The organism is Pseudomonas sp. FYR_7 (assembly GCF_043106155.1).
Lineage (GTDB): Bacteria > Pseudomonadota > Gammaproteobacteria > Pseudomonadales > Pseudomonadaceae > Aquipseudomonas > Aquipseudomonas parafulva_B.
In genome coordinates this window covers 64,523-82,122 of sequence record NZ_JBICMI010000051.1, presented here as the reverse complement: position 1 = coordinate 82,122, position 17,600 = coordinate 64,523, and the positions used below count along the sequence as shown (strand labels likewise).

Here is a 17,600-nt window from a genome sequence, read left to right as displayed (position 1 = left end):
GGCAGTTTCTGGGCGATTACCGAACCATTGTTGCAAGCGCGCGCCGCGTCGGTCCGTGTTAGGGACGTATTGGATTAAACGAACGCGCCCGCCCACAGGTCCATGTTCCTGATACGAGAGGGCGCACGGCGCGAAAAGCATCGTCACGTCACCCCCATGTCATGTCACCGCTAAGGTGCCGACGAACTCAGCAACCCGTATTCGGATAAGGACGCAGGAAGATGGACGATTACCAGGAAGAGCTACTGGAATTTCAGGCCCACGAGATGGACACGCCCGAACCGGCAGAAGACGCAACCGAACTCTAGTCCCCGCGTCGCTGCGTGCGGCGGTACGTGCCAGGCGTAAGGCCAGTCCAGCGCTTGAACGCGCGCTGGAAGGCCTCTGCCGAAGCGAACCCCAGCAGGTAGGCGATTTCGCCGAAGCTCAACTGGGTATCGCGGATGTAGGTCTCGGCCAGGTCACGCCGCGTGCCGTTCAACAGGTCACGAAAACGCGTGCCTTCTTCTGCCAGCCTGCGCCGCAGCGTCCAGGGCGGCAGTTGAAGCTGCAGGGCAATTTCGTCGAGCTCCGGCTCACGTCCCCCATTGAGCAGCGGCCCGAGCAGGTGGGTGATGCGTTCGCCCAGGCTACGCACGCGCGTCAGCTGCTGCATGTGTGCCTCGCTTACGGTCAGCAGTTGATGCCAGGTGCTGGGGCAATGCCTGGGGTTTGGCAGTTGCAGCGTGGCGCGGCTCAGGCGCAACTGGTTGCACTCGGCGGCAAAGCGGACCGGCGCGCTGCACAGGGGCTGATAGAGGGGGGCGTAGCTTGGGGCTGCAAACTCGATGTCCACGCGCTCGGCCACCACTGGCGTACCGACCAGGTCGCCCAGCTGGGCCAGCCAGCCGGCGAGCAGCGAGTCGACCACAAAGCGGTTGTAGGCGTTGTACGGGCTGATGGAGTAAAAACGCAGCCAGGCGCCTTCGCCATCTTCGCAGTAGGTGGACTGGCCTCGATAGTTGGAGGCGTACAGCGGTTCGAAGCGCAGCAAGGTGCGCGCCGCCTCGCCCAGGGTTGGCGCTTGCGCTGCCGTGACCCCGGCCAGCCCGGTATGGGCCAGCCGGCTCAACTGGCCAATCTGCAAACCCAGTGCAGGTTCGGCGCACAATGCGATGGCGGCGTGGCCCAGGTGCATGTAGCGCGGTATCGACAGGCGCGCATTGGCCTGGGCCAGCCGCGCCGTGTCCAGGCCATAGCGTTCGAGCAAGGGTGCAGGGTCGTGGCCCAGCCGTCGAATCGCGTCCGCCAAGGGTTGCACGAAGCCTACCGACAGGTCGCCCAGCCTTACCTGCGGGCGGCTCATGGTGCTAGAGCCATATATTCAGCAAGCGGGCACCTGGGCTGGGTGGCCCGGTCAACAGGTCGCCGGCTTGCCAGGCAAATCCTTGCCCATCGGCGCCTTGCTCCCAGAACTGGCCGCGCATGAAGACGCTCACACTGCTCACCTGATGACCGACAGGCGCGGTCAGCCGGTGCCAGGCCTCTTGCTCGCTGACCTCGCCACGCTTGACGGGCAAGCGCGTGCTGACAGGCTGGTGGCGATTGCCGCGCCAGGGTGTCAACCAGCTGTGCCTGCCGCTCAGAAAGGCAGGGATGGCCACCAGTTCGACCGATTGGGCCAGCAGCTGCTGGTGATTTTCCGGATACCAGCTGTCGCTCCCCACCAATACCCCAAGCCGCCCCGCAGGCGTGTGCAGCACCTGCAGAGGCTGGTCCACACCAGGGTGGATGAACCGCCTGTTCTCGCTGTCCGGATAGTGCTGGCGCTGGGGTTGGCCCAGGATGTTACCGTCACCGGCGAATACCACGCTGCTGTTGAACAGCGGCCCGCGCCCGGGGTGCAATGCACCCTCGCTGACATAGGGCTGCGGAAGCACGATCGAGCCAGCTACCAGAGTGACGCCGAATTCCTTGGCCAAGCCGCCGAACACCTGCTGGTAATCGGCTGCCATCTGATCGGCCTTCATGCGCAGATGGGCATCGGCCCGTCGGTCATCGCCCTCGGCCGCAAGCATGGCCCAGCCATAGCGGAGCGGGTTACTCAGTTCGAACCATTGCAGTGCTTCACGCTGCTGGGTCACCTGGTAGAACGCGTTTTTCTCGCCACGTGCCCACAGCCAGGTACCGATGTGCTCAGGCAATACCACCACGGTGCGAGGCGTGATCAGGCCTAGCGTGCGCGCCTGCTCGAGGTAGGCGGCAAGTTTGCGGTGCAGGCGTTGCAGGTCCTGGTAGTCCCCTGGGTACAGCAGCGGCTCGACGCCCAGCAGGTTGCCATGCTCGCCGGGTTGCCCGTGGTTGACTGCCAGCTCGATGCGCAGATCGGACAGGTAGTGCCCCTGTGGGCGCTGTTGGGTCCAGAAGGCGTAACCACACAGGGCGGCGATCACCCCCAGCAGCAGGGCACTTGTCAGAAATTTTTTCATGAAACGCTACAAGGCAATGGGCATGAAGGAGCCTTAGGGTAGACGCGCTGTTCGGGATGATCAATAACTTGTCAGTTCTGGTCATTGAGCCGGTTCAAACGGCTGTTTACTGTCTGCTTCATATAACGACAGGGCCGCCTCAGGGCGCAATGCCCGTTTACCGTGATCACCAGAGAAGCCGAACCATGACCGACACTCGCTACCCGCACCTGCTGGCCCCGCTGGACCTGGGCTTCACCACGTTGCGCAACCGTACCCTGATGGGCTCCATGCACACGGGGCTTGAGGAACGTCCAGGCGGGTTCGAGCGCATGGCTGCCTATTTTGCCGAACGGGCGCAGGGCGGCGTAGGGCTGATGGTCACCGGTGGCATTGCACCCAACGATGAAGGCGGTGTTTACGCAGGCGCCGCCAAACTCAGCACCGAAGCCGAAGCCGAGCAGCACCGTATCGTCACCGAGGCGGTGCACGCCGCAGGGGGCAAGATTTGCCTGCAGATCCTTCACGCCGGGCGCTATGCCTACAGCCCGCGCCAGGTGGCGCCAAGCGCCATTCAAGCGCCGATCAACCCGTTCAAGCCGCGGGAATTGGACGAGGCGGGGATCGAAAAGCAGATTGCCGACTTCGCCCACTGCGCGCTGCTTGCGCAGAAAGCTGGTTACGACGGTGTCGAGGTCATGGGCTCGGAAGGCTATTTCATCAACCAGTTCCTCGCCGCCCACACCAACCATCGCACCGACCGTTGGGGCGGCAGCTACGACAATCGCATGCGCCTGGCCGTGGAAATCGTCAGCCGGGTGCGCCGCGCGGTGGGCCCTAACTTCATTATCATCTTCCGCCTTTCGATGCTCGACCTGGTCGAAGGCGGCAGCACTTGGGACGAGATCCAGACCCTGGCCAAGGCCATCGAGCAGGCGGGGGCAACGTTGATCAATACCGGTATTGGCTGGCACGAGGCGCGCATTCCCACCATCGCCACCAAGGTGCCGCGTGCAGCCTTCAGCAAGGTCACCGCCAAGTTGCGCGGGGTAGTGGGTATTCCTTTGATCACCACCAACCGTATCAATACGCCAGAAGTGGCCGAGGCGGTGCTGGCCGAAGGGGATGCGGACATGGTGTCCATGGCCCGTCCGTTCCTGGCCGATCCTGCCTTCGTCAACAAGGCTGCAGCCGGGCGTGCTGATGAAATCAATACCTGTATCGGCTGCAACCAGGCGTGTCTGGACCATACGTTTGGCGGCAAGCTGACCAGTTGCCTTGTGAACCCAAGGGCCTGCCATGAAACCGAACTCAACTACCTGCCCGTGCGCATGGCCAAGCGCATCGCTGTCGTGGGCGCCGGCCCAGCAGGCCTTGCCGCTGCAACGGTGGCTGCTGAGCGTGGCCATGTGGTGACCTTGTTCGAATCGGCCAGCGAAATTGGCGGTCAGTTCAATGTTGCCAAGCGCGTGCCAGGCAAGGAGGAATTCAACGAGACCCTGCGGTATTTTCGCAACAAGCTGCGCAGCACTGGCGTCGACGTGCGCTTGAACACGCGCGTCGACGTGCCAGCGCTTGTGGCCGGCGGCTATGACGACGTCATCCTCGCGACCGGCATCCTGCCGCGTGCACCGGCGATCCCGGGGATCGCGCACCCCAAGGTGCTCAGCTACCTGGATGTGCTGCTCGAGCGTAAGCCTGTGGGCAAGACAGTGGCCGTGATCGGCGCAGGGGGCATCGGTTTCGATGTCTCCGAATACCTGGTGCATCAGGGCGTGTCCACCAGCCTGGACCGCGAAGCGTTCTGGAAGGAGTGGGGTATCGACACCCACCTCGAAGCCCGCGGCGGTGTAGCCGGTATCACACCCCAGCCCCACCCACCTGCCCGGCAGGTGTACCTGATGCAGCGCAAGACCTCCAAGGTAGGGGATGGCCTGGGCAAGACCACTGGCTGGATCCACCGTACCGGCTTGAAGAACAAGCAGGTGAAGATGCTCAATGGGGTCGAGTACCTGGCCATTGATGACGCAGGCCTGCACGTGCGCATTGGCGGTGGCGAGCCACAGGTGCAGGCGGTGGACAACGTGGTGATCTGCGCAGGCCAGGACCCGCTGCGCGAATTGCAGGACGGGCTGGTGGCTGCGCGGCAGTCGGTACACCTGATCGGCGGTGCTGACGTGGCGGCAGAGCTCGACGCCAAGCGGGCGATCGACCAGGGGTCGAGGTTGGCGGCGCAGCTTTGATTCACCGCCCGCGCCAGATGCTCTGCTGATAGACTGGCGCCCATGCCTGTCGAACTCCCCTTGGCCCCTCTGCAACGCCTGACATTGCCCTGGCTGGCGAGGGCCCAGGTCGAGGCTGCCATCCTGCGCCTTGACCTGATCGACCCCCTGATCAGCGGCAACAAGTGGTTCAAGCTGCGCCACCATCTGGAGCAGGCGCTCGATGCCAAGGCCCCCGGCCTGGTGAGCCTGGGCGGCAACCATTCCAACCACCTGCATGCTCTGGCCGCTGCCGGCAAGCGCTTGGGCCTGGCCACGGCCGGCCTGCTGCGGGGTCATCCACGCCAAACACCCACCGTGCAGGATTTGCAGGCCATGGGCATGCAACTGCACTGGCTGGGCTACGAGGGCTACCGTGGTCGTAACGAGGCGGGTTTCTGGACGCCTTGGCACACGCACTATCCCGGCTGGCATTGCATCCCCGAAGGCGGAGGCGGGCAGGCCGGTGCGCAGGGGTGCGCGTCGATCGTGACTCAACTGCACGCGCAGCTTGCGACGCTGGGCTGGTCGGACTATGACGCCTGGTGGTTGGCCGCTGGCACGGGCACCACGCTGGCGGGCCTGGTACTGGCCGAATCAGGGGCCCATGCCGTGCATGGGGCGCTGGCCGTACCCGAGCACTATGGCGTGGCCGAGACCGTGGCGGCACTAGCCGGCACGCAGGGCTACCGCCTGCACAGCGCCAGCCGGGGCGGCTTCGGCAAGTTCGACGATCAACTGCTGGCCTTCATCGCCGATTGCGAGCAGCAGGCCGGCGTTCCTTTCGAGGCGCTCTACACCGGCAAGGCATTGCTTGCGCTCAAGGCTCAGGTCGAAGCCGGGCTGTTCGCGCCCGGCACTCGCCTGGTGTTCGTCCATACCGGCGGTTTGCAGGGCCGCCGGGGTTACTTGTAAGGCAGCATGCGCAACAACGTATTGTCGCGTTTGACGTAGTGATGATAAAGGCCGGCCAGTGCATGCAGTCCGATCAGCCAGTAGCCCCAGGTGCCGATACGCTCATGCCAGCCTTTGATGAACTTGGCCAGGTCCAGATCAGGACCGATCAGGTGCGGCAACTCCAGGCCATAGAACGGCACCGGTTTGTCGGCGGCGCTGAGGATCAACCAGCCGGCCAGCGGCATGCCGATCATCAGCAGGTAGAGCAGCAGGTGAACCAGATGGGCCAGGCCGGTTTGCCAGGCAGGGGGTTTAGGGGATATGGGCGGCGCGCGATGAAGCACGCGCATGGCCAGGCGTAGCCACACCAGCACGAATACGCTCAGGCCCAACATGAAATGCAGGTCTTTCATCAGGTTGCGCTCTGCACTGTCGCGCGGGAAGAGTCCGCGAAACTCGATGCAGGCATAGACAGCGGCCAGCAGCACCAGCATCAGCCAGTGCAGGACAATGGACACGCGCGCGTAATGGCGCGCCGGGGTGCTCGAAACCATGCTTGTTCCTCATCGGTCGGTGGGGTAGCGCTCTTGGTGGCGCTCAGGTCCAGTTTACTGGGTACCTGTGCAGCATCATTGCTCCAGGTCGGTGAAAAAATGGTTGTCATCCCTGAGCAAGCGCTGCGGTCAGAGAGCCAAGGCGCCCGGCCACTGATCGGCAACCAGAAATACCCGCTCTAGCTCTTGCCAGCTGCCGTCGTGCTGGCGTTGCATGTTCACCAGCAATTGCGCAGGCGCATCGGGTGGCAGCAGGTGCAGCCACGCGGCGAACTGAGCAGCGCTCCAGACCTCGCATGCCGCGCACCGTGCAGGGGCAAGCCAGGCGCTGCGCGCCAGCGGCTGCCAATGCGCGCCGGGTGCGCTGATCCAGTCCTTGCGATGCAACCAGCGGCCACGCAGGTGCAGGGGGTGTACACCCAGTGGCGCCTCGCTCGGGGCCAGCGCCGGGTAGAACAGGTAGCCCCCCATCCACATGCTGGCCTGCACCGGGGGCAGGTCGAGCCGCTCAAGGGCGGTACGGCCCTGGGTGCTGGCCGACATGGGCAACTGGTGGCGGCGGATGTGTTCCAGCTTGGCTTGCAGGCGATCGTGGCAGCCAGGCCCTAGCCAGCCGCCCGGGTCGGTACCAAAGCGCTCGGGGCCCAGGTACAGCTTGATGGCCAGCTCCAGGTGATGCACCCCGTCGCGATCACGCAGCACCACATCCAGCTCGCCCAGGGTCCGGCCGTCTTCACGGATAGCCAAGTTGGCCGCCAACAGTTCCACGCCGGGCGCCTGTTGCAACGCAAATTGCCACAGGCGCTCGTAATACAGCCCAAGGCGGCGACTGCCAAGGCCCTTGAGCCAGTGCTGCAAGGGCGTGTCATCAATGTCCAGCCCGTACAACCAGGCCTGCAATGCCTGCGGCCGTTCGATCCAGAGGCTGCCTGCCAGCGGGTGGCGCTGGGGGCAGCCTGCGCGCTCGAGCAGCGGCGGCGAGAGCAGGGTCCAGGCAAGGTCACGCACCGCAGGGCGCTGTAATAGCCGGGGCAGGTGCACGAGCGAAGGAAATGGCATCATCCTGCGAGCATAGCCGGTTTGCCGCTGCTTCGTGGTTCGCCCATAATCGCTGCATCGTCACCCGTCGCAGAGCCTTGCAGGAGCCCCATGGAGCAATTTCGCAATATCGGTATCATCGGTCGTCTCGGCAGCTCGCAGGTGCTGGACACCATCCGCCGACTGAAAAAATTCCTCCTCGAGCGCCACTTGCACGTGATCCTCGAAGACACCATCGGTGAAGTCCTGCCGGGCCATGGGCTGCAGACCTCCACCCGCAAGCTGCTGGGCGAGGTCTGTGACCTGGTCATCGTGGTCGGCGGCGACGGCAGCCTGCTGGGCGCTGCGCGTGCCCTGGCGCGGCATAATATCCCGGTACTGGGCATCAACCGGGGCAACCTGGGCTTTCTTACCGACATTCGTCCGGATGAGTTGGAAGAGAAAGTCTCCGAAGTGCTCGATGGTCACTACCTGGTCGAGAACCGTTTCCTACTGCAAGCCGAAGTGCGCCGTCACCAGGAGGCGATCGGCCAGGGTGATGCGCTCAACGACGTGGTCCTGCACCCAGGCAAGTCCACCCGCATGATCGAATTCGAGATCTACATCGACGGCCAGTTCGTCTGCAGCCAGAAGGCCGACGGCCTGATCGTCGCCACCCCGACCGGCTCCACGGCCTACGCTTTGTCCGCCGGCGGCCCGATCATGCACCCCAAGCTTGATGCAATCGTCATCGTGCCCATGTACCCGCACACCTTGTCTGGGCGGCCGATCGTCGTCGATGGCAACAGCGAACTGAAGATCGTGGTGGCCAAGGACCTGCAGATCTACCCGCAGGTGTCGTGCGACGGTCAGAACCACTTCACCTGTGCACCCGGTGACACCATCACGGTGAGCAAGAAGCCCCAGAAGCTGCGCCTGATCCACCCGCTGGACCACAACTACTACGAAGTCTGCCGCACCAAGCTTGGCTGGGGCAGCCGCCTGGGGGGCAGGGACGACTGATGCTGGATCCGGCGCGCAGTTTCGACATCATCGGTGACGTTCACGGCTGTGCCTTGACCCTTGAGCGCTTGCTCGATGCCCTCGGTTACCAGCGCATTGCCGGCGTCTGGCGCCACCCTCGGCGGCAGGCGCTGTTCTTGGGCGATATCGTGGACCGCGGCCCGCGTATCCGCCAAGCCCTGCACATCGTTCACGACATGGTCGCCGCCGGGCAGGCGCACTGCATCATGGGCAATCACGAATACAGTGCACTGGGCTGGGTGACGCCGGCACTGCCGGGCAGCGGCAAGGCCTTCGTGCGCGAACATACCCCTCGCCACGCCAGGCTCATCGACGAAACCCTCACCCAGTTCGCCAATCACCCTGCGGACTGGCAGGCGTTTCTCGACTGGTTCCAGACGCTGCCACTGTTCATCGATGCCGGTCGTTTCCGCCTGGTGCACGCCTGCTGGGATGCAAGCCTGATCGAGCCGCTGCGGCGCCAGTACCCCGACGGGCGCGTCGATCGCCACTTCGTCCAAGCCTCGGCGGTGAGCGGCAGCTTTGCCGCCAACGTTTGCAACCGCCTGCTGCGCGGCACCGACATGCGCCTGCCCGATGGCCTCACCCTGACCGGTGGCGATGGCCTGACCCGCGCGTTCTTCCGCACCAAGTTCTGGGAAGATGATCCGCAGACCTATGGCGATATCGTCTTCCAGCCCGATGCGCTGCCGGCGGAGGTGGCCAACACACCGCTCAGCCACAGCCAGAAAAGCGCGTTGCTGCGCTATGCCGAGGACGAGCCCATGCTGTTTGTTGGCCATTACTGGCGCAGCGGCCGGCCCGCCCCGATTCGCAGCAACCTGGCCTGCCTGGACTACAGCGCCGTGCTGTACGGCAAGCTGGTCGCCTACAGGCTGGACGATGAAACCCGTATCGACCCCCGCAAGTTCGTCTGGGTGGATGTCGACCGACCACAGGCTAGCCAATGAACATTATCCAAGTGATGCGCCTGCCGCTGACGGTCGACCTCAGCGGTTTCGTGCAGATGCTGCAACGCTTGCAGGTGCCGCACCGGGTCAGCGAGGAGGGCGAGGACCAGGTACTCTGGGCGCCTGAGGCCCTGGCTGACGAGGTGTTGCACCTCTACCAGCGCTACCCCGATGGCAACGCCGACCTGCAGGCCGAGCCTGACGCCGCGCTGTCCGACCAGCAGGTGCAGGACATGCCACAGCCGTCGCTGCTGGCCCAGGCCAAGGCCTGCAAGGTCACCGCCCTGACGCTGTTGCTGACGTTCGTGGTCGCCGGGCTTACGGGCCTGGGCGACAACTTCACCACCATCGGCTGGTTCACGTTTCTCGATTTTCACGTGCAGGGCGATTACCTGTACTTCACGCCGCTGGCCGAGGGTCTGGCGCACGGGCAATGGTGGCGGCTGGTCTCGCCGATGCTGCTGCATTTCGGTGCGCTGCACCTGGCCATGAACAGCCTGTGGTTCTGGGAGCTGGGCAAGCGCATCGAATTGCGCCAGGGCCCATGGACGCTGCTGGGGCTTACCGCGCTGTTCAGCCTGGTATCGAACCTGGCCCAACATTTCACCACAGGGCCTGGCCTGTTCGGTGGGCTTTCAGGCGTGCTCTATGGCCTGCTCGGGCACATCTGGCTGTATCAATGGCGGGCACCGAACCCGCACTTCAACCTGCCCAAGGGCGTGCTGGTGATGATGCTCCTCTGGCTGGTGGTGTGCCTGACCGGCGTCGTCGGCACGCTGGGGCTGGGCCAGATCGCCAACGCCGCGCACGTCGGTGGGTTGCTCATCGGATGCCTGACCGGGCTCTTGGGTGGGGCGCTCGCCCGGCGTAAACTGTCGGCTTGAATCAGGAGACAACATGTCCACTTTCGCGCAAATGATCGAAAACATCACCCCGGAAATCTACGAGAGCCTGAAGCTGGCCGTGGAAATCGGCAAATGGTCGGACGGCCGCAAGCTGACTGCCGAGCAGAAAGAGCTGTCCCTGCAAGCGGTCATTGCCTGGGAGATGAAAAACCTGCCCGAGGACCAGCGCACCGGTTACATGGGCCCGCAGGAATGCGCGTCCAAATCCGCCCCCGTCCCCAACATCCTGTTCAAGTCGGACTCGGTACATTGATCGAACTCGCTCGTGGCTCGTTGAGCAAGATGGCCGTCAGCCTGGCCGACCCCGTGGTGCAATACAGCTTTCGCCTAGGCGATACCCTGGTGCCAGTCAACCCCCTGATCGGCAAGCCGCTGCGCCTGCAATACCTGGGTGCCATCCACTGCAGCCACTGCGGCAAGCGCACCAAGAGCAGCTACAGCCAGGGTTACTGCTACCCCTGCATGACCAAGCTGGCCCAGTGCGACATGTGCATCATGGCTCCGGAGCGCTGCCACTACGACGCAGGCACCTGCCGCGATCCGTCCTGGGGCGAGCAGTTCTGCATGACCGACCACGTGGTCTACCTGGCCAACTCCTCCGGTATCAAGGTCGGTATCACCCGCGCCACCCAGCTGCCCACCCGCTGGCTCGACCAGGGGGCCAGCCAGGCCTTGCCTATCCTCAGGGTGGCCACCCGGCAGCAGTCCGGGCTGGTCGAAGACCTGCTGCGCAGTCAGGTGCCGGACCGCACCAATTGGCGCGCCCTGCTCAAGGGGGACGCCGAGCTGCTCGACCTGCCGGCATTGCGCGATCAGGTGCTGGAGGCATGTGCCGAAGGGCTTGGCCAGCTGCAGGTGCGCTTCGGCCTGCAGGCGATTCAGCCTCTGACCGACGCCGAGGTCGTGCACATGACATACCCGGTCCAGGCTTACCCGACCAAAGTGGTCAGCTTCAACCTGGACAAGAACCCGGTCGTGGAGGGTACGCTGCTGGGCATCAAGGGCCAGTACCTGATCTTCGACACCGGTGTGATCAATATTCGCAAGTACACGGCCTACCAGTTGGCCGTGCTCCAGTAAAAGGGACCTGCAGATGCGTACCGAACAACCGCAAGTGATCCATCTCAAGGACTACAAGGCGCCTGAGTACCTGATCGACGAGACGCACCTGACCTTCGAGCTGTTCGAAGACCACACCCTGGTCCACGCGCAACTGATCATGCGCCGCAACCCGGTGCACGGGGGCGGCCTGCCTGCGCTGGTGCTCGACGGCCAGCAACTCGAACTGGTGCGCGCCGCCCTGGACGATGAACCCTTGCAGGAAGGCGACTACCAGATCGACGCAAGCAGCCTGACCGTTCAGCCACGGGCAGAGCACTTCACCCTCGACACCACCGTCAGGATCCATCCCGAAACCAACACGGCGCTCGAGGGCTTGTACAAGTCCGGCAAGATGTTCTGCACCCAGTGCGAGGCCGAGGGTTTCCGCAAGATCACCTACTACCTCGACCGCCCCGATGTGATGAGCATCTTCACCACCACGGTGATCGCTGAACAGCACCGCTACCCGGTGCTGCTCTCCAACGGCAACCCGGTAGGCAGCGGCCCTGCCGAGGACGGCCGTCACTGGGCGACCTGGGAAGACCCGTTCATGAAGCCGGCCTACCTGTTCGCCCTGGTCGCAGGCGACCTGTGGTGCGTGGAAGACACCTTCACCCGCCAATCGGGCCGTGATGTGACCCTGCGCATCTATGTGGAGCCGGAGAACATCGACAAGTGCGACCACGCCATGGTCAGTCTGAAAAAGTCCATGCGTTGGGATGAAGAGGTCTACGGCCGCGAGTACGACCTGGACATCTTCATGATCGTCGCGGTCAACGACTTCAACATGGGGGCCATGGAGAACAAAGGCCTGAACATCTTCAACTCCAGCTGCGTGCTGGCGCGCGCCGAGACGGCCACCGATGCCGCGCACCAGCGGGTCGAAGCCGTGGTGGCCCATGAGTACTTCCATAACTGGTCGGGCAACCGCGTTACCTGCCGCGACTGGTTCCAGCTGTCGCTCAAGGAAGGCTTCACAGTGTTCCGCGATGCCGAATTCAGTGCCGACATGAATTCACGCACCGTCAAGCGCATCGAGGACGTTGCCTACCTGCGCACCCATCAGTTCGCCGAGGATGCGGGCCCCATGGCCCACCCGGTGCGCCCGGACAGCTTCATCGAGATTTCCAACTTCTACACCCTGACCGTGTACGAGAAAGGCTCGGAAGTGGTACGCATGGTGCGCACGTTGCTGGGGGCCGAAGGCTTCCGCCAGGGCAGCGACCTGTATTTCGAGCGTCACGATGGGCAGGCGGTGACCACCGACGACTTCATCAAGGCCATGGAAGACGCCAACGGTGTCGACCTGACGCAGTTCAAGCGCTGGTACAGCCAGGCCGGTACGCCGCGTCTGGAAGTGACCGACGCCTACGACGAAGCGGCGAGCACCTATAGCCTGACGTTCCGCCAAAGCTGCCCACCCACCCCGGACAAGGCCGAGAAGCTGCCCTTCGTGATCCCGGTCGAACTGGGCCTGCTCGATGCCCAGGGCAACGACCTGCCGCTGCAATTGGCGGGCGAGTCCTCGGCAGTGGGCAGCACCCGGGTGCTGTCGGTGACCGAGGCCGAGCAGACTTTCGTCTTCCAGGGCATCCAGGCACGGCCGTTGCCGTCGCTGCTGCGCGGTTTCAGTGCCCCGGTCAAGCTGAGCTTCCCGTACGACCGTGACCAGTTGATGTTCCTGATGCAGCACGACAGCGACGGCTTCAACCGCTGGGAAGCCGGTCAGCAACTGGCCGTGCAGGTGCTGCAGGAGCTGATCGGCCAGCACCAGCGTGGTCAGGCGCTGCAACTGGACCCGCGTCTGGTCAGGGCGTTGGCTACGGTACTGGGCGACACTTCGCTCGATGCTGCCATGGTGGCCGAAATGCTCTCGCTGCCAGGGGAGGGCTACCTGACCGAGATCAGCCAGGTGGCCGATGTGGACGCCATCCACGCAGCCCGCGAGTTCGCCCGGCGGCAAATCGCCGAGCAATTGTTCGAGCCGCTCTGGACGCGTTACCAGGCCAACCGCGCGGTCTCGCGTGACACCGCGTACGTTGCCTCTGCCGAGCACTTTGCCCGCCGCAGCCTGCAGAACATCGCCCTGTCGTACCTGATGCTCAGCGCTGAACCGCAGGTGCTGCAAGCGACCCTGGAGCAGTTCGAGCAGTGCGACAACATGACCGAGCGCCTCACGGCCCTGGCGGTGCTGGTGAACTCACCCTTCGAGGCCGAGCGCGCCAAGGCCCTGGAAAGCTTTGCAGAGCACTTCAAGGACAACCCCCTGGTCATGGACCAATGGTTCAGCGTGCAGGCGGCCAGTACCTTGCCAGGGGGCCTGGCACGGGTGAAGGCGTTGATGCAGCACCCCGCGTTCAACCTGAAGAACCCGAACAAGGTGCGCGCGGTGGTCGGTGCCTTTGCCGGCCAGAACCTGGTCAACTTCCATGCCGCCGATGGCTCCGGTTATCGCTTCCTGGCGGATCTGGTGATCGAGCTCAATGCCCTTAACCCGCAGATCGCCTCCCGGCAGTTGGCGCCGCTGACCCGCTGGCGCAAATACGACGCCGCCCGCCAGGCCCTGATGAAGGGTGAGCTGGAGCGGATTCTGGCTTCTGGTGAGCTCTCCAGCGACGTCTATGAAGTGGTGAGTAAAAGCCTGGCATGACGCCGGGGCCCGCTTGAGGGCCCCGGTTGCAACTGCCGACGTTGTTACGCTGCACAGGCAGCACCTGCGGGTGAGTCGTGTTCGCCCGCAGGCGCTGCATCCTCTGCCCGCGAACGGCTCGTCCTGCGCCGATAACAAAACATAACACCCCGCCCGTTGTGCTCCGCCAAATCCTCCCGTTACGATCACCGCACGCCCTTGCAGGCCTCTATTGCGGGCATTTGTGCGTCCTGCAAGGTATTGACCCACCCAACAAAAATACAATCGGGGGCAGTCATGAGGAAATGGAGCAGGCGCGCTGGATGGCCGGTAGCGGCCGCTGCAGCGCTCACCCTTGCACTGAGTGGATGGCAAGGCGCGCAGGCTGCGTCAGCCGATGAATACTCCACCGAATCGGCCAAGGCCAGTCAAAGGCTGTTGATCGACGCTGCCCATGCAGGCACGCGTGTGGTCGTGGTCGGCGACCGGGGCCATATCCTGTTCTCTGACGACCAGGGCAGCACCTGGACCCAGGCCCGTGTGCCAACCCGCCAGCTGCTGACGGCCGTTTTTTTCCTTGATGACAAGCGCGGTTGGGCCGTCGGCCACGATGCGCAGATCCTCGCCACTGGCGACGGCGGGGCGACCTGGAGCAAACAGTTCGAAGACCTGTCACGCGAAGCACCCTTGCTCGACATCGTGTTCCTCGACGCCCAGCACGGCCTGGCCGTGGGCGCCTACGGCGCTTTGCTCGAAACCACGGACGGGGGCCAGCATTGGCGGGACGTGGCCGAGCGCCTCGACAACCCCGATCAGTTGCACCTCAATGCCATCGCCCAGGTACGTGACGCTGGCTTGTTCATCGTTGGGGAGCAGGGGGGCATGTTCCGCTCCGAGGACAATGGGCAGCACTGGCAGAAAGTCGAAGGGCCTTACCAGGGGTCGCTGTTCGGCGTGATCGGCACTGCCCAGCCGCGTACCTTGCTGGCGTTCGGCTTGCGCGGCAACCTGCTGCGCTCCACCGACTTCGGCGACACCTGGCAATCCATCCCCTTGCAGGCTGCGCGAGGCGAGCTCGAGTTCGGCCTGGCCGGTGCCACGCTGCTCGACGATGGCACCGTCGTGGTGGTCGGCAACGGCGGCAGCGTGCTGCGCAGCACCGATGCCGGCCAGACCTTCAGCGTCCACAACCGCCCGGACCGCATCGCCCTGTCCGGTGTCAGCGCCCTGCCCAACGGCGAGCTCCTGCTGGTAGGGCAGGGCGGCGCCCACATCGCCAATGCCAAGGGGCTCGACGCCGCCGACAGTGAGGCACAGCCATGAGCAGCCAGGAGCACCTTCCCATGCAGCCGCATCATCAGGACAAAGCCACACTGCTCGAACGCCTGATCTTCAACAACCGGCCGGCGGTCATCATCCTCTGTGTGCTGGTCAGCCTCTTCCTGTTCTGGCAGGCCACACAAATTCGCCCCTCCACCAGCTTCGAGAAAATGATCCCGTTGCAGCACCCCTTCATCGAACAGATGATGGAGCACCGCAACGATCTGGCCAACCTGGGCAATACCGTGCGTATCTCGGTCGAGGCGGTCAATGGCGACATCTTCGACAAAAACTACATGGAGACCCTGCGCCAGATCCACGACGAGGTGTTCTACATCCCAGGCGTCGACCGGGCCGGGCTCAAGTCGCTGTGGAGCCCGAGCGTACGCTGGAGCGAAGTCACCGAGGAGGGGTTTTCCGGTGGCGAGGTGATTCCCAACACCTATGACGGCTCGCAGGCCAGCCTCGATACCCTGCGCGACAACGTGCTGAGGTCCGGGCAAATAGGCCGGCTGGTGGGCAACAACTTCAAATCCAGCATCATCGACGTGCCACTGCTGGAAAGTTACCCCGACCCGCAGGACCCGGGGCGGGTGGTCAAGCTCGACTACCAGCAGTTCTCCCACTTGCTCGAAGAAAAGATCCGCGACAAGTTCCAGGCCCAGAACCCCAATGTGAAGGTGCATATCGTCGGGTTCGCGAAGAAGGTCGGTGACCTCATCGACGGGCTGGTCATGGTGGTGATGTTCTTCGGCATCGCCCTGCTGATCACCTGGGTGTTGTTGTACTGGTTCACCTGGTGCATCCGCAGCACCATCGCGGTGCTGATTACCACTTTGGTGGCGGTGGTGTGGCAACTGGGGCTGATGCACGCGGTCGGCTTCGGCCTGGATCCGTATTCGATGCTGGTGCCGTTTCTGATCTTTGCCATCGGTATTTCCCACGGTGTGCAGAAGATCAACGGCATCGCCCTGCAATCGAGCGATGCAGACAACGCCCTCACGGCGGCAAGGCGCACGTTCCGGCAGCTGTTCCTGCCGGGCATGATTGCCATCCTCGCCGATGCCGTGGGCTTCATCACCCTGTTGATCATCGACATCGGCGTGATCCGCGAACTGGCCATCGGTGCCTCCATCGGCGTCGCGGTGATCGTCTTCACCAACCTCATCCTATTGCCGGTGGCCATCTCCTATGTGGGTATCAGCAAGAAAGCCATCGAGCGCAGCAAGCGCGATGCTACGCGCGAGCATCCGTTCTGGCGTCTGTTGTCGCGCTTTGCCAGCCCCAGGGTGGCGCCTGTTTCCATTGCCCTGGCCCTGGTCGCCTTCGCCGGGGGCCTGTGGTACAGCCAGAACCTGAAGATCGGCGACCTCGACCAAGGGGCACCGGAGCTGCGGCCCGACTCGCGCTACAACCAGGACAACAACTTCATCATCAGCAACTATTCCACCAGCTCCGATGTGCTGGTGATCATGGTCAAGACGGCCGCCGAGCAGTGTTCGGTGCATTCGACCCTGGCGCCGATCGACGAGCTGATGTGGACCATGGAAAACACGCCTGGGGTGCAGTCGGCCATTTCCCTGGTCAGCGTGTCCAAACAGGTGATCAAGGGCATGAACGAGGGTAGCCTCAAGTGGGAAACCCTCTCGCGCAACCCCGATGTCCTCAACAACTCCATCGCACGGGCCGATGGCCTGTACAACGGCGATTGCTCGCTGGCGCCGGTACTGGTGTTTCTCAATGACCACAAGGCCGAGACCCTCGAACGGGTGACGGCGGTTGCCAAGGCGTTTGCCGACAGCCATGACAGGGAAGGCTTGCAGTTCCTGCTGGCTGCCGGCAATGCCGGTATCGAAGCGGCCACCAACGAGGTGATCAAGTCGGCCGAGCTGACCATCCTGATCCTGGTCTACCTGTGTGTGGCGATCATGTGCCTGATCACTTTCCGTTCCTTCGCCGCGACCCTGTGCATCGTGCTGCCCTTGGTATTGACCTCGGTGCTGGGCAACGCGTTGATGGCGTACATGGGCATCGGCGTCAAAGTGGCGACGCTGCCGGTGGTTGCGCTGGGCGTGGGTATTGGCGTGGACTATGGCATCTACATCTACAGCCGCTTGGAGAGCTTCCTGCGCGCTGGGCTGCCGTTGCAGGAGGCCTATTACCAGACCCTGCGCTCCACCGGCAAGGCTGTGCTGTTCACCGGCCTGTGCCTGGCCATCGGGGTGTGTACCTGGATCTTCTCGGCGATCAAGTTCCAGGCGGACATGGGCCTGATGCTGACCTTCATGCTGTTGTGGAACATGTTCGGTGCGCTGTGGCTGCTGCCGGCGCTGGCGCGGTTCCTCATCAAGCCCGAGAAGATGGCAGGCAAGGCGGGGGGCTCGATTTTCGCCCATTGAAACGACCGGGTGTTGCGCGGCCATGGGGGTATAATGCGGGGCTTTTCCACACGCAATGTCCCGTACAGGTACCCCC

14 protein-coding genes are annotated in these 17,600 nt (G+C 63.7%); 10 read left to right on the top strand and 4 right to left on the bottom strand.

From position 1 onward, the window contains the following. Positions 1 to 304: 304 nt before the first annotated feature. On the bottom strand, positions 305 to 1,345 hold the full coding sequence (locus tag ACF8R3_RS13200) for an AraC family transcriptional regulator (RefSeq protein WP_078478232.1): 1,041 nt from the start codon (positions 1,343 to 1,345) through the stop codon (positions 305 to 307). A gap of 4 nt (positions 1,346 to 1,349) precedes the next feature. Then, complete coding sequence (locus ACF8R3_RS13195) at positions 1,350 to 2,468, bottom strand: nitrilase-related carbon-nitrogen hydrolase (protein ID WP_145256411.1); 1,119 nt, start codon at positions 2,466 to 2,468, stop codon at positions 1,350 to 1,352. A gap of 185 nt (positions 2,469 to 2,653) precedes the next feature. Here ACF8R3_RS13195 and ACF8R3_RS13190 point away from each other — a divergent pair, with 185 nt between their 5' ends. Both ACF8R3_RS13190 and ACF8R3_RS13185 read left to right on the top strand, forming a co-directional pair. Beyond that, positions 2,654 to 4,690: an FAD-dependent oxidoreductase gene (locus tag ACF8R3_RS13190; protein ID WP_392515705.1), complete on the top strand. Its 2,037-nt coding sequence runs from the start codon at positions 2,654 to 2,656 to the stop codon at positions 4,688 to 4,690. Between the two features lie 42 nt (positions 4,691 to 4,732). Then, a complete protein-coding gene (locus ACF8R3_RS13185) occupies positions 4,733 to 5,623 on the top strand; it encodes a 1-aminocyclopropane-1-carboxylate deaminase/D-cysteine desulfhydrase (protein WP_058637664.1) in 891 nt (296 codons plus the stop codon). Here ACF8R3_RS13185 and ACF8R3_RS13180 read toward each other — a convergent pair. Both ACF8R3_RS13180 and ACF8R3_RS13175 read right to left on the bottom strand, forming a co-directional pair. Then, positions 5,614 to 6,159 (bottom strand): cytochrome b, encoded by a 546-nt coding sequence (locus ACF8R3_RS13180; RefSeq protein ID WP_392515704.1) that lies wholly within the window; start codon positions 6,157 to 6,159, stop codon positions 5,614 to 5,616. The genes ACF8R3_RS13185 and ACF8R3_RS13180 overlap by 10 nt on opposite strands. Positions 6,160 to 6,288: 129 nt before the next feature. Continuing rightward, a complete protein-coding gene (locus ACF8R3_RS13175) occupies positions 6,289 to 7,218 on the bottom strand; it encodes a DUF1853 family protein (RefSeq protein WP_392515703.1) in 930 nt (309 codons plus the stop codon). A gap of 90 nt (positions 7,219 to 7,308) precedes the next feature. On the opposite strand from ACF8R3_RS13175, the gene ACF8R3_RS13170 reads away from it, so the two are divergent. From ACF8R3_RS13170 to ACF8R3_RS13135, 8 genes are all read left to right on the top strand, one after another. After that, positions 7,309 to 8,199 carry an NAD(+) kinase gene (locus ACF8R3_RS13170; RefSeq protein WP_023533692.1) on the top strand — a complete coding sequence of 297 codons (891 nt, stop codon included), beginning with the start codon at positions 7,309 to 7,311 and terminating at the stop codon, positions 8,197 to 8,199. Then, positions 8,199 to 9,170 carry a metallophosphoesterase gene (locus ACF8R3_RS13165; RefSeq protein ID WP_058605522.1) on the top strand — a complete coding sequence of 324 codons (972 nt, stop codon included), beginning with the start codon at positions 8,199 to 8,201 and terminating at the stop codon, positions 9,168 to 9,170. The genes ACF8R3_RS13170 and ACF8R3_RS13165 overlap by 1 nt, the downstream gene beginning before the upstream one ends. Beyond that, positions 9,167 to 10,054 (top strand): rhomboid family intramembrane serine protease, encoded by an 888-nt coding sequence (locus ACF8R3_RS13160; protein ID WP_392515702.1) that lies wholly within the window; start codon positions 9,167 to 9,169, stop codon positions 10,052 to 10,054. Before ACF8R3_RS13165 ends, ACF8R3_RS13160 begins: the two co-directional genes overlap by 4 nt. 13 nt (positions 10,055 to 10,067) lie before the next feature. Beyond that, positions 10,068 to 10,328, top strand: coding sequence for a YeaC family protein (locus ACF8R3_RS13155; RefSeq protein WP_023533690.1), 261 nt, complete (start codon positions 10,068 to 10,070; stop codon positions 10,326 to 10,328). Continuing rightward, on the top strand, positions 10,325 to 11,155 hold the full coding sequence (locus tag ACF8R3_RS13150; RefSeq protein ID WP_392515701.1) for a DUF2797 domain-containing protein: 831 nt from the start codon (positions 10,325 to 10,327) through the stop codon (positions 11,153 to 11,155). Before ACF8R3_RS13155 ends, ACF8R3_RS13150 begins: the two co-directional genes overlap by 4 nt. Positions 11,156 to 11,168: 13 nt before the next feature. Then, entirely contained in the window at positions 11,169 to 13,826 is a 2,658-nt protein-coding gene (pepN, locus tag ACF8R3_RS13145) for an aminopeptidase N (RefSeq protein WP_197844335.1), read from the top strand. A gap of 276 nt (positions 13,827 to 14,102) precedes the next feature. Then, the gene (locus tag ACF8R3_RS13140) at positions 14,103 to 15,128 is read left to right on the top strand and encodes a YCF48-related protein (protein WP_197844334.1); all 1,026 of its coding nucleotides are present in this window, start codon (positions 14,103 to 14,105) and stop codon (positions 15,126 to 15,128) included. Positions 15,129 to 15,148: 20 nt separating this feature from the next. Further along, positions 15,149 to 17,524, top strand: coding sequence for an RND family transporter (locus ACF8R3_RS13135; RefSeq protein ID WP_392515700.1), 2,376 nt, complete (start codon positions 15,149 to 15,151; stop codon positions 17,522 to 17,524). Positions 17,525 to 17,600: the final 76 nt, after the last annotated feature.